8 protein-coding genes are annotated in these 12,484 nt (G+C 67.9%); 4 read left to right on the top strand and 4 right to left on the bottom strand.

The genetic code is table 11. The features are described from left to right. Positions 1-35 precede the first annotated feature (35 nt). The 4 genes from ACAH41_RS19540 to ACAH41_RS19525 all read left to right on the top strand — a co-directional run bounded on the left by ACAH41_RS19540 (position 36) and on the right by ACAH41_RS19525 (position 5,795). On the top strand, positions 36-983 hold the full coding sequence (locus tag ACAH41_RS19540) for an alpha/beta hydrolase (protein WP_325651655.1): 948 nt from the start codon (positions 36-38) through the stop codon (positions 981-983). Between the two features lie 127 nt (positions 984-1,110). Beyond that, positions 1,111-2,187 (top strand): GNAT family N-acetyltransferase, encoded by a 1,077-nt coding sequence (locus ACAH41_RS19535; RefSeq protein WP_325651656.1) that lies wholly within the window; start codon positions 1,111-1,113, stop codon positions 2,185-2,187. A gap of 10 nt (positions 2,188-2,197) precedes the next feature. Beyond that, positions 2,198-3,502, top strand: a complete 1,305-nt coding sequence (locus ACAH41_RS19530; RefSeq protein WP_325651658.1) for a lysine N(6)-hydroxylase/L-ornithine N(5)-oxygenase family protein — start codon at positions 2,198-2,200, stop codon at positions 3,500-3,502. A gap of 118 nt (positions 3,503-3,620) precedes the next feature. Then, positions 3,621-5,795 carry a TonB-dependent siderophore receptor gene (locus ACAH41_RS19525; RefSeq protein WP_325651659.1) on the top strand — a complete coding sequence of 725 codons (2,175 nt, stop codon included), beginning with the start codon at positions 3,621-3,623 and terminating at the stop codon, positions 5,793-5,795. Between the two features lie 27 nt (positions 5,796-5,822). Here the strand turns inward: ACAH41_RS19525 and ACAH41_RS19520 are convergent, their stop codons facing one another. From ACAH41_RS19520 to ACAH41_RS19505, 4 genes are all read right to left on the bottom strand, one after another. After that, the gene (locus ACAH41_RS19520) at positions 5,823-7,802 is read right to left on the bottom strand and encodes a hypothetical protein (protein WP_325651660.1); all 1,980 of its coding nucleotides are present in this window, start codon (positions 7,800-7,802) and stop codon (positions 5,823-5,825) included. 118 nt (positions 7,803-7,920) lie between these two features. Then, positions 7,921-8,679, bottom strand: coding sequence for a hypothetical protein (locus tag ACAH41_RS19515; RefSeq protein ID WP_325651662.1), 759 nt, complete (start codon positions 8,677-8,679; stop codon positions 7,921-7,923). Between the two features lie 328 nt (positions 8,680-9,007). Then, positions 9,008-9,814, bottom strand: a complete 807-nt coding sequence (locus ACAH41_RS19510; RefSeq protein ID WP_325651663.1) for a hypothetical protein — start codon at positions 9,812-9,814, stop codon at positions 9,008-9,010. 71 nt (positions 9,815-9,885) lie between these two features. Then, positions 9,886-12,468 carry a TonB-dependent receptor domain-containing protein gene (locus tag ACAH41_RS19505; protein WP_325651664.1) on the bottom strand — a complete coding sequence of 861 codons (2,583 nt, stop codon included), beginning with the start codon at positions 12,466-12,468 and terminating at the stop codon, positions 9,886-9,888. Between the last annotated feature and the right edge of the window lie 16 nt (positions 12,469-12,484).

Genomic DNA, 12,484 nt, shown 5'->3' with positions numbered 1-12,484 from the left:
GACCACCCACCGCTTGCGCTGCCCTGCGCCCGGCCATGCCGCCCCTGCACCCTGACCTCGAAGCCTTCCTCGAACTGGCGGCCGCACCCTCGCGCACGCCCATGAGCGCGCTGAGCCCGGCCCAGGCGCGCGATGCCTATGCACAAAGCAGCCTGCTGCTGGACCTGCCCGGCGCGGAGCTGCCGGTGGAAGCGCCGACCCTGCCCTGCCGAGACGGCGCCCGCCTGCCCGCCCGCCTCTACCTGGGCGCCCCCAGGGCGGCAGCCGGCCCCAGCCCGGTGCTGCTGTTTTTCCACGGCGGCGGCTACGTGCTGGGCAACTGCGATTCGCACGACGCGCTGTGCCGCGACCTGGCGCACACGGCGCAGTGCGCCGTGCTCAGCGTGGACTACCGGCTCGCCCCTGAACACCGCTTCCCCACCGCCTTCGAAGACGCCGAAGACGCCCACCGCTGGCTGCTGGCGCATGGCGCCGACTGGCAGCTGGACACCCGGCGCCTGGCCGTTGGCGGTGACAGCGTGGGCGGCACGCTGGCCACCGCGCTCTGCCTGGCCGCGCGCGAGGCCGGCCGGCCGCAGCCATGCCTGCAACTGCTGCTCTACCCCTGCACCGCCGCTTGGCAGGACAGCCCTTCGCACCAGCGCTACGCCACCGGCCACCTGCTGGAACAGGACACGCTGCAATGGATGTTCCAACATTGCCTGAGCAGCGAGGCCGACCGGCAGGACTGGCGCTTCGCCCCGCTGCAGGCCGCCAGCCTGACCGGGCTGGCGCCAGCCGGCATCGCGCTGGCCGAGCACGACCCGCTGGTGGACGAAGGCCTGGCCTATGCCGGGCGCCTGCGCGCGGCCGGCGTGCCGGTGGCGCTGAAGGTCTACGAAGGCATGGTGCACGACTTCGCGCGCCTGGGCCAGATCGTGCCGGACGCCGCACTGCAGCTGCGCCAGGACCTGGCCGCCCAGTTGCGCGCCGCCTTCGGCTGAAGCGCCCAACGCCCAACGCCCAACGCACAAAGCGGACTAAACATCTGCCGCCCCGCTTCGTCATGGCTCCTGGGTGCACGTGCTTTTCAACCTGAACCTGCACCGGCCCAGACCGAGGACAACCCCCTTGCCCCATTCCGACCTGCCGCCCTTCTCCGACTTCCTGGCCCGCCCCGGCGGCCAGCCGCTGCGCGTGACGCTGGACCTGCCGCACCTGGCGGTGCAGGCAGCGGAACGCAATGGTGACGGCCATGGCGACGACGCCCGCAGCCAGTGGCGGCTGACGGAGACTGCCGGCAGCCTGCAGCTCAGCGCGCCCCGCCCGGAAGCCGCCGTGCCGGCCGTCCACCTGTGGGCCGCGCTGGAAGCCGCGTTCAGCGCCCATCCGCAACACGCCGCCATCACGCTGGCCCTGCCTGCCGCGCTGCTCGCGCCTTTGGCCCAGGCCGGCCTGCTGCGGGCGGACCAGCGGGCCGACGCGCCCACCCTCTGGCGCGAGGCCCTGTGGCAGCACCCTGCGCTGTGGCTGGCCCAGCCGCAGCCCGCGCCGCATCCGCTGCAGTACACGCTCAGCCAGGGCCGCCGCCATCCGCGCCGCCCAGCCAAGCCAAGCGGCACGGTCTACCAGCGCCACATTCCCTGGCTGGGCCAGAGCCTGTCCTTCCGCACCGTGGACATTGCGCAGGACCTGCCAATGTTCAGCCGCTGGATGAACGACCCGGTGGTGGCCGAGTTCTGGCAGGAAGGAGGCGACCTGGCCAGGCACCGCGCCTACCTCGAAGGCCTGGCCGTGGACCCGCGTGTGCTGAGCCTGATCGGCTGCTTCGACCGCCAGCCCTTCGGCTATTTCGAAGCCTACTGGGCCAAGGAAGACCGCATCGCCCCGTTCTGTGACGCGCAGGACTTCGACCGCGGCTGGCACGCGCTGGTCGGCGAGGCGCGCTTTCGCGGCGCGCCCTGGCTCACCGCGTGGATGCCCGGCATGTCGCACTGCCTCTTCCTGGACGACTGCCGCACCCAGCGCATCGTCATCGAGCCGCGCGCCGACAACGCCAGGATGATCCGCAGCCTTTCGCGCTGCGGCTATGCGCTGATGAAGGAGTTCGACTTCCCGCACAAGCGCGCCATGTTGGGCCAGCTGCTGCGCGAGCGCTTCTTCGGCGAAGCCCTGTGGATTCCCGCGCGTCCCGGCGCGTCCCTTTGAGGTTGCCTCCATGCACATTCACGACCTGATCGGCATCGGCTTCGGCCCGTCCAACATCGCACTGGCCATTGCGCTCGAAGAGCGCCGCGCCGCCGGCGGCCGCGCGCCGGACACGCTGTTCATCGAGAAGCAGCCCGGCTTCGTCTGGCACCAGAACATGCTGCTGGACCAGGCCCACATGCAGATCTCCTTCCTGAAGGACCTGGCCACGCTGCGCAACCCCGCCAGCCGCTTCACCTTCCTGAACTACCTGCATGACAAGGATCGCCTGCAGGACTTCATCAACCTCAAGACCTTCTTCCCCAGCCGCCACGAGTTCAACGACTACCTGGGCTGGGCAGCGGCCCAGTTCGAGGACCGCTGCGCCTATGGCGAGGAAGTGCTGGAGGTGCTGCCCGAAGGCCGCGCCGGCCAGGTCGAGCTGCTGTGCGTGCGCACGCGGGACGCCCGTGGCCAGACCCGCGAGCGCCTCACGCGCCACCTCGCCATCGGCATGGGCGGCGCGCCGCATGTGCCGGCCGGCTTCCAGCCGCTGAAGGAAGACCGCCGCGTCTTCCATTCCAGCCAGTACCTGGGCGCCATTGCCCGCGTGCCCGAGGCCAGGCGCATCGCTGTCATCGGCGCGGGCCAGAGCGCGGCCGAGATCTTCATGGACCTGCAGGGCCGCAGCCCGGCGCATGAGATCGACCTGGTGATGCGCGCCCGCGCCATCCGCCCGTCGGACGACAGCCCGTTTGCCAACGAGATCTTCAACGCAGACTTCACCGACTTCGTCTTCAGCCGCCCGGACGCCGAGCGCGCCGAGCTGCTCGAAGAGTTCTGGCACACCAACTACGCGGCACCCGACCTTGCGTTGGTGCAGCAGATCTTCGACGTCTTCTACCGCCAGCGCGTCAGCGGCCAGGACCGCCACCGCTTCCTGCGCCGCCACGAAGTGGCCGAAGTGCAGGCCAGCCGCGAAGGCGTGACGCTGACGCTGCGCGACCTCAACCACGACCAGCGGCAGCACAAGACCTACGACGCCGTGGTGCTGGCCACCGGCTACGAGCGCGACGGCCATCGCCGCCTGCTCAAGCCGCTGCGCGAACATTTCGGCCGCTTCGAGGTGGACCGCAACTACCGGCTGCGCACCACGCCGGACTTCAAGCCCGCCGTCTTCCTGCAAGGCGCCTGCGAGTCCAGCCATGGCCTGAGCGACACGCTGCTCTCGGTGCTCGCCATCCGCTCCGATGAGATCGGCCAGGCCTTGCTGCAAGCCCTGGCGGGCGAGCGCAGCGCGCCGCCCTCGCGGCTGCACGAGGTGCCGACCCACTGAAGCACGCCTCGCTTGCGCTTGTGCACCACGCCCCCGGCCCGCCGGGGCGTTTTCGTTTTTCCCTCTCGCTTTTTCCCTTCGTTTTCCTTCCTTCTTTTCACCGATCCAGGAGTTCTTGATGCGTTCGCTGCACCGTCCCCGCCTGCTCTGCGCCGCCCTCGGCGCGGCCTTCGGCACCCTGCTGGCCTCCAGCGGCACCTCGGCCCTTGCCCAGGCCAGCCCCGCCCCGGTGCCGGCTGACAGCAGCACCGAAACCAGCACCACGCTGCCCGTCGTGCGCGTGACCGGCAAGGCGCCGGTGAAGGACGGCGCCGCGCTGCAGCGCGAAGGCGATGCCAAGGACGGCTACAAGACCAAGACCGTGTCTTCCGTCGGCGCGCTGGGCAGCGTCTCGCTGCAGGACACACCGTTTGCCATCAGCGTGCTGCCGTTGCAATTGCTCGAGAACCTGCAGGCCCAGTCGCCTGACGACTTGTTCAAGCTCACCCCTTCCAGCCGCAGCGCCACACCCCAAGGCACCGGCTGGACGCCCGTCGTCAACATCCGCGGCTTCGACGGCAGCAACACCGCCGAAGACGGCCTGCGCCGCATCTACAACCACGCGGCCGTGCTGGAAGACAAGGAGCGTGTGGAAGTGCTGAGCGGGCTCTCGGGCTTCCTGTTCGGCGCGGCCTCGCCGGGCGGCATGGTGAACTACGTCTACAAGCGCCCCACCACCGAGCGGCTGAACAGCGTCACCGTGGGCAACTACGGCGGCAGCCAGTGGTTTGTGCACGGGGACTTCGGCGGCATGATCGACAGCGAAGGCCAGTTCGGCTATCGGCTGAACCTCGTCAAGCAGGACGGCGAAACCTCGGTCGACCAGCAGAAGATCAACCGCAGCCTGGTCAGCGGCGCGCTGGACTGGCACATCACCGACCAGCTGCTGCTGGAGCTCAACGGCGTCTACAACAAGTACCACACCGATGGCCCGTCGGCCTACTGGTTCTACGACGCGCCACACGGCAAGGCACCGGACGCCGACAAGCTCTGGGGCCAGCCCTGGGTGCAGGACGAGTTCGAGAACACCAAGCTGATGGGCAAGCTGAGCTACAAGCTCAACGACCAGCTCACGCTGCGCGGCGCCTACATGCGCGACAACATCGACAGGCCCAAGCAGGACCACGCGCAGAACTACGTGGGCGATGTGGCCGCCGGCTACGAGCAGATCGGCATCCGCTCCGGCCGCACCAAGGACCGCTTCGACGCCGCCCAGGCCATGGCCGACCTGAACCTCGACACCGGCAGCGTGCAGCACAAGCTCACCCTGGGCTACGCCATGTATCAGGACAAGTACTACGCCACCACCTTCAACCCCAACACCGGCTGGATGGGCCCGTTCCCGCTGGACGCGCCGCACCACATCGCCGAGCCCACCTTTCCCGAAGACACCACCGAGCCCGTCTACGCGGCCAAGGTGCGCAACAGCAACTGGCTGATCGGCGACCAGGTCCGTTTCACCGAGCAGTGGTCGGCCCTGCTGGGCATCAGCCACAGCAGCATCGTCACCAGCGACTATGACTTCGACCTCGGCAAGGTCGTGAAGGACTACGACAAGTCGCGCAACTCCCCTTCCGTTTCGCTGATCTTCAAGCCCATGCCCTGGCTGACCACCTACGCCACCTACATCGAAGGCCTGGAGCAAGGCGGCACCGCGCCTGAAACGGCGGCCAACGCCAACGCGGTGATGCAGCCCATGGTCAGCGAACAGAAGGAAATCGGCATCAAGGCCGACCTCGGCGGCATGCTGCTCACAGGCGCGCTGTTCGACATCGAGAAGGCCTACGAATTCCTTGACGACGACAACGTCTACAGGCAGGACGGCCGGCAACGCCACCGCGGCATCGAACTCGGCGCCACCGGCAAAGCCACCAGCGACCTCACCGTCTTCAGCGGCTTCACCTGGCTCGCGCCCAAGGTCCACGGCGGCGCACTCAGCGGCCTGCAGCCCATCAACGTGGCCAAGGTCCTGGCCAAGGTCTACGCCGAATACCAGCTGCGCGTCATCCCCGGCCTCAGCTTGAACGGCGGCGTCTTCTACACCGGCAAGCAATGGGCCAACGACGGCAACACCGACCGCCTGCCCGCCTACACCACCCTCGACCTCGGCCTGCGCTACACCACCACCGCCGCCAGCCACCCCGTGACCCTGAACCTCTACGCCAGCAACGTCACCAACAAGAGCTACTGGCAGAACTCGTACTACGTCGGTTCGCCACGCAACGTGGCGTTCTCGGCGAATGTGAAGTTCTGAGTTGCGCAGCGCTGCCGATGAGGGCCTTCACCGATGGGCGCCACTCGCCTGGCGGGGACGCGACGGCAGCGTGGCCGCGGCGCGGCGCCCACCCACCGACAAGGGAACGAAATACGGATCCGACACCGAGAGGAATCCACCGGTGATGACCGCCGTGGTGCCCGTGCCGGGGATCTGGCGGACCGGGTCTTCCAGCAGCACCGTCCCGTTGAACCCCATGGTCCGCTGGCCCTGATCGTCGAGCGCCGAGACCGTGACACCCGCGCAGGCATCCGCCTGGCACGAGAAGCTGCGCGTATCGCCCGCGGTTTGCAGGAAGATCTTCAGCACGGTGTCGCCGGACAGGACCACGTGGAGGGTGTTGAGGGGCGACACGCTGCCGTCGATCGGGTGCACGTAGGTCGAGACGCTGAAGTCGACCGCATCATCGATGCCGGGGACGTAATACGGGTAGGCGCTCTTGAAGGTGTAGTAGTCGTCGGAACTGGGGGGCGGTGGGCAGACGTCCAGTGCCGGCGTGCTGTCACTGAAGGTGACGGCGTTGTGCTCGATGCTGGTGCTGCAGTCCGGGGTGAATCCCGCGCCGGGCACCCGGTTGCTCAGAGTGGCAGTGACGGTCATCGCCACGGCGCTGCCCAGACGGCCTTCGCTGTCAACCGCTGACATCGGCACGTTGTGCAGCGCGAAGTTGCGCGCGCGCAGCGGGTCGCCATATTCGTCCACGCTGTCGACCGGTTCGCCGATGGTGACGCCGGTGCAGGCCGCGTGCTCGCAGCGGTACAGCGTCAGGGGGTTGCCAGTCTCGGGGTCGTACCACCACACGTCGATGCTGGCGACGCTCGTGCCGTCGCTCACCAGTTCCAGGTAGTAGGGCTGGTCGCCGTCCTGGCTGCCCCAGTTGTAGTCGGCCTGAGACGCTCGTTTGTTGGCGCCGGCCTCGTACATGCAAAGGCCTCGTACGCCGCCAGCGGGATCGAGCAGGTAGAACTTGTCGTTGTCGCAGGGCAAGGTGGGCAAGGCTCCCGCGCCGGCCAGTGCACCGTCAAGGGCGACCTTGGTGCCAGCCTGCGCGCGCAGTTGGACGCCGGCCAGCGTGATCGGCACCGTGTCGTCCGCGGTCAACGCGCCGACCGTGGCACCGGCGCAGGCGGTCTGGCTGTCACAGCCAAAAGTGCCTTCCCGGGTGACGTAGGCGACCCTGATGACGGCGCCGTTGTTCACCCTCAGGGCCAGCGTCGATCCCTCGACGTCGGCGAAGTTGAAAACGCGGACGAGGTTGCCGCTCATGAATTGCGAGCTGCTGTCCTTCTGGCAGAAGTGGTTGGCAGCAATGCCGCCCGTCACCGCCACGCTGGTGCGACCGCAGCGCTGCTTCTGGGCAGCGACGTCGCCGGCCAACTGCGCCAGGCTCGAAGTGGCCGCGGCGAGCGCGTTGTTGAGCACGACGATCTGGTCGAACATCGCATCACCCGGTGTGTCCTGCATCGGCGTGGTGACCCAGTTCTGGCTCGCGATGGACGAGCTCAGCTCGACCTGGCTCACGCGTGCCAGGTAACGCGTCACCTCGGCCTGAGCGGTCGCCACATCGGCGTCAGTGAACGCCGGCACGCCACCTTGCCCCGCGAGGGTGTTGTCGAAGTAGGCGGCGGGGTCGGTCCCGAGCAGCCAGGCGGTTGTCAGCGTCGTCAGTGGCGTCAGGTTGGCCGTGCCGTCCTTGGTTGCCGGGGCGAGAAGGCGAATGCCGTCCAGCACATTGGCCGACAACAGGTAGGGCGGCGCCAACTGATCCAAGGTCACGCCGTAGTGGGTGGTGACCGTGACGGCGCTCGTTTCGCGCGCGATGCCTGCGCTGCCTTTCACACCGACATCCAGGCCGCGAAAGTTGCCCATGTCCATCACCACGCCGCCGCTCACCGTGCCGCTCATCGCGGGCGGCACGGTCGCGGAGGGCAGCTCGCTGCCGCCATCACCGCCCCCTCCGCAGCCGCACAGTGCCAGCGCGATCATGCACGCCGCGCTGCGCGCAATCGAGCGAGGTCGGGGCGCTGATCGAGGGCTGGTTGCGACGGGGTTGGAGCTGAGGTGAGGTTTCACGCGACGACGACTCGGTTGGTTGGCAGGGTGTTCATGGCATGGGCAGCCGGCCGTTCACAACCACGGATTCGGCCGACCCCCCGGTGCCGCTCGGCATCAGCGTCGTGCCGGCAAACGCGATGCTGCGCGGTCCTGGGGGTGCGCCAGGCTCGGCATCCTCAATGGAAACACCCGCGCAGCCGCCGCCTTCGCAGGCGAGCGAGCCCATCTCGACGCGCGAGACCCGCCCGTGCTCGTCAACGCGAATGCGCAGCGCCGGCCCTGCGTAAGGCAGGTAGCCGATGTGTGCACCGCCGCCCGGCAGGCTGCCCTGCTCGTTGCCGGCATCGGCGCAGAACTTGCTCACTTGGCCGCTGCTGGCAACCAGCGTGAGCGCCTCCCCAGCGCAGGCCGCCTCATCTGCGGCCGGGACGGCCAGTGCTGCGCTCACCCGGATCGGGGCCGCTGTGGCATCGGCGTCGACCATCGCCGGCGCGAAGTCGGCGGCGCGCATGCCCTTTGGGCGCTGCGGTGGCAGTGCCCGCAACAGCGTGTCGGCGAGCACGATGCGGTGGGTCGAGTTCGGCTGGGGCCGATCGAAGCTCACGCCTGTGCAGCCTGCCTCGTCCTGGCTGCAGCCGTAGCGCGCTCCCTGTGCACTCGTCAACGTGAGCCGATGCACGATGGGGCCGATGGTCTCTGCACGCAGCGTCCAGGCGGAGGTACCGCCGATGGTCTGGACCTCGTGGATCAGGGTTTCGCCGCTGCGCCGCGTGCGGGTCGGCGTGGCGCATCGAGGTTCAGGCGGCATGGCGCCAAGCGCCAGCCCGATGCTTTGGGCCGCGCAGGCAGGTGACGATTCCGAGGCAGCGCGTGCGCGTGCCAACGGCGGCGCTGTTTCGGCGAGCGGCGAGGCAGTGAGGGCTACGAATGGCGCCGCTTCGGAACGCACCGCGGCGGCGGGTTGCGAAGGCCGGGGCGAATCTTCCGTCCCGGCCCGCCACCACCATGCAAGCGACAGCGCCAGGCCGGCGACTGCCAACCCGGCAACTGCCAACCTGGCGATGGCCAGCCCACCTGCCCGCCTGGATCCCTGCATCTCGATCGCGCTCATCGCCTGTTCCGGCTGCGGCAGCGCGTCACTGGCAGACGTAGCCCGACATGAGGACCTCGATGTCCGACTGGCCTTCCTCGCCGCCTTCATGCACCCGCAGCTTGGACGTGCGAGCCACCGTATCGATGCCGCTGGTGCAGGTCAGTCGCGCGAAGACCCACGGTGACCACGGGCTGCTGATGCCGTCAGGGTCCAGTGCATTGGTGTCGGCCCGGAAGTTGATCCAGGTGTTGTCGCGCGTCGGGTTCACGCCGCTCGGCGAGCCCGCGTATTCGCCCAGGCCCTTCTTCGTGCGGCCCGAATACTCGAGGTACTTGTTGGCCTGGGCCGTGTCCACATTGGTGCCGCCAGCGACCGTTCCCATGAAGTAGGCGATCTCCACCGTCGCGCCGGTGGGCACGGCATGGAACATGTCGTTGATCTCGAAGGTCTCGCCATCCGAGTTCCAGGTCGATGTCGTGTTCAGGTTCGCTCGCATGCCGAAGATGAACTTGTTGGTGGTGTCGCAGCTGCTGCCGTTGGTGCTGTGGCACCAGACCCGTTCGTAAAGCTTGCCGACCACGGCGGTGCCCGTGTCGCCGGTGACCGAGATGTTGGTCGTGCGCTGCGGCACCGAGGTCGCGACGATGTAGCCGTCTGCTGCATAGGTCGGCAGCGCGGTGATCTTGCAGGTGGCCAGCGTGGCCGATTGGCTGCCGCTCGCGCTCTTCGGATTGCAGGTCGAGAGCACGGGGCTGCCCGAGTCGCTGACGGTGACCCAGCCGGCCTGCGCGCCCGCATGGCAGAGCAGGCCGGCGGCGGCAATGGCAGAGAGCAGGAACCGGGATGTCATGGTGTCTCCTTCGTGTGGTGCGCAGGAACTGCCCGCGCGTTGGTGAAGTGGTTTGGAGAGGCGCACGCGCCTCACGGCCGGGCGTCGAAGTCGTAGCTCAGCCCGACGAAGATGCCGCGCGGCGCGCCTGGCCCGACGAAGGTGCTGTTTTGCCATTCGCTGGAGTTGTAGTTCCAGCCGCTGGCGCCGATGGCGCCGTTCACAGAGGGTGCGAAGGGGTTCACGCCCAGCCGGCCGGCCGAGGCATAGCCACGGTCGAAGAGGTTGGTGACCTGCAGGAACAGGCTGGTGCGGCGGTTGATCTGGTAGCTGGCGTCGAGGTTGAACAGCGCGTAGCCGCCCAGCCGGCCCGAGTTGGCGAACGGCCGGCCGACCGGCACCAGGTCCTGTTGGAAGCCGGTCGCGGCGCACTGCGCCGGCTGGCAGGAAAACAGGCCGGTCTCCTGGTCGCTGCCGCTGGCTTGATGCTGGTTGTTTTCGTTGCCTCGCACATAGGTCGACGAACGAAACTGCATGCCAAGGCCCAGCTTCAAGCTTTCACCAACGCGCCAACGCGATTGCAGGTTCAGCGTGTGCAGCGGGATGCCGGGCATGCGGTCGCCAGGTTTGACCAAGATCGTGCGGTAGGTGCCGAGGCCGTTGTTGTCTGCGGCTGTCGGCGAGGGCAGGTAGACGATGCCTGCGCTGGAGATGCCCTGCGAGTTCTGGTTGAAGTCGGCGCTGCTGTTGTGCGGGCTGGTGACGTAGAACGGGCTCTGGAATGTGGCCTCGGTATAGGCGTAGTCGACGCCCAGCTCAAAAGGCCCGGCGCTGCCCTTGAGCCCCAGCTCCGAACCTTGCCGGCGGGTCTTGCCGATGGTGTCGAAGAAGCTGCGGCCATCGGCCACGCCGACGTAATAGATGTCGTCGTGCAGGTCGGTGCGGAACAGGCTGAGGTTCCACTGCAGGTTGGCGGTGGCGAGGCTGAACTGGCCACGCGCGCCCAGCTCGCCCGAGAGCGAGCGGATCTGCGGCAGGTAGGGGTCGCCGGACAGCGTGGTCGGCAGGTTGCAGCCGGGCCCGCGCAGGCTGCGCGCAATCGTGCCGCCTTCCGGGTGGGAGGGGTCGATGGGCACGGGCGTGTCGTCGAAGGCACAACCCAGCTCCACCACTGACGGCACGCGTGCACCGCGGCTCAGGTTGGCGAACATGTTCAGGCCGGCCGCGGGACGCCAGTTCATGCCCAGCGCGGGATTGAACGAGCGGTAGTCGAAACTCTCTTCGGTGGTGCTGGTCGAGAAGACGTACTTGTCCAGGTTCTTGTTGTTCACGCGCAGCTCGTGCAGCGCGACGTTGCCCTCGGACGATCGCACCAGCAGGTGGTTGCCGACGCGGGTGAAGTTGTAGCGGGCCGACGAGCTCAGCGTGAACTCGGGGGCTGGTGTCCAGGTGTCGCTGAAGTAGACGCTGCCGGTGGTGGAGTGGCCGGAGAAGTCGTTGCCCGGCACGTCGTTGGCGGCGGCGTAGTACTGGTCGCCGATCGCGTCGGGATCGGCGTAAACCTTGTGGGAGGCATCGATCATGCCCAGGCGCTGCGACAACTCGTAGCGGGTACTGTTGCGGTCGACGGAGGCTCCCACCATCACGGCGTGGGTCTTGAGGTTCCAGTTGAGCTGGCCGGCGGCACCCACCGTGGTCTGGTCGAGATGCGTCCGGCTGATCAGCCCGATGGGTGTGCCCGCGATCACGCCGCTGCCGGCACTGAACGGGTCACTCGCGCCGTTGCGGCCGACGACGATGGCCTCGCTGCCGGGAGGCGCTGCCACCTTGTCGTAGGTGATGCTCATGTCCTCGAAGCCTTCGTAGACATCGCCGTTGAAGCCGTGGCGGCTGCTGGTGCGCCGGTAGACGCGGCCGGTGAGGCTGGTGGTGTCAGAGAGGTCGTAGGTGCCCGAGACGGTGAGTTGCAGCAGCTTGTTCCGCGCTTCGTCGGGCGAGGTGTAGACGCTCTCGGGGCGTTGGCGATAGAGCTCGGAGGGGATCAGGCCATTGCCGACCAGCGTGTTGTTCGATGCGAGCACAGTCCCGGTCAGGGTGCCCGAGGGCACGGAAACGTCGCCACGGCCGAAGAACTGCGCCACACGCGAGGGCGAGGCGTCTCGCCAGCCGTCTTCATGGAAGAGGTTCAGGGCGGCAAAGCCGGCGAGGCCGTCGTCATTGGCACCACCTGAGAGTTGCAACTGCCGGCGGCCCCAGGACCCACCCAGCAGCGAGGCCTCGACGCCGGGCGCCGAGTAGCCGCTCTTGCTGTGCACCGCAATCGCGCCGCCCAGCGTGTTCAGGCCGAAGAGTGGGTTCGAACCTGGAAAGAGATCGAAACGCTCAATGGCATTGAGGGGGATCAGGTCCCAGTTGACGACGTCGCCAAAGGGCTCGTTGACGCGAACGCCGTCGAAGAATACCGAGAGGCCTTGCGGCGTGCCGATTTGCGGGCTGGCCGTGAAGCCGCGGTAGTTCACGTCCATCTGGAAGGGGTTGCCGGCGTAGTCGTTGACGTTGACGCCCTGCATCTCCCGGTTCATGTAGTCGCCGATGTTCAGCGCACGCGATTCACGGATCTCGGTGCGGGTGGCACTTTGAACGTTGGCCGGAATCTGGTCCTTGGTGACGCCCAAGCCAGGCAGAGGCCCG

The sequence above is a fragment of the Ideonella sp. genome (assembly GCF_041287625.1).
In the GTDB taxonomy this organism is placed as follows: domain Bacteria; phylum Pseudomonadota; class Gammaproteobacteria; order Burkholderiales; family Burkholderiaceae_C; genus Ideonella.
Note: the sequence above shows the minus strand (reverse complement) of the source record. Positions and strands in the feature narration are given on the sequence as shown.

Bases quoted from the DNA above. Each gene is read 5' to 3' on its own strand.
- ACAH41_RS19540 (WP_325651655.1), top strand. From the start codon at position 36: ATGCCGCCCCTGCACCCTGACCTCGAAGCCTTCCTCGAACTGGCGGCC.
- ACAH41_RS19530 (WP_325651658.1), top strand. From the start codon at position 2,198: ATGCACATTCACGACCTGATCGGCATCGGCTTCGGCCCGTCCAACATC.
- ACAH41_RS19525 (WP_325651659.1), top strand. From the start codon at position 3,621: ATGCGTTCGCTGCACCGTCCCCGCCTGCTCTGCGCCGCCCTCGGCGCG.
- ACAH41_RS19520 (WP_325651660.1), bottom strand. From the start codon at position 7,802: ATGATCGCGCTGGCACTGTGCGGCTGCGGAGGGGGCGGTGATGGCGGC.
- ACAH41_RS19515 (WP_325651662.1), bottom strand. From the start codon at position 8,679: ATGCCGCCTGAACCTCGATGCGCCACGCCGACCCGCACGCGGCGCAGC.
- ACAH41_RS19510 (WP_325651663.1), bottom strand. From the start codon at position 9,814: ATGACATCCCGGTTCCTGCTCTCTGCCATTGCCGCCGCCGGCCTGCTC.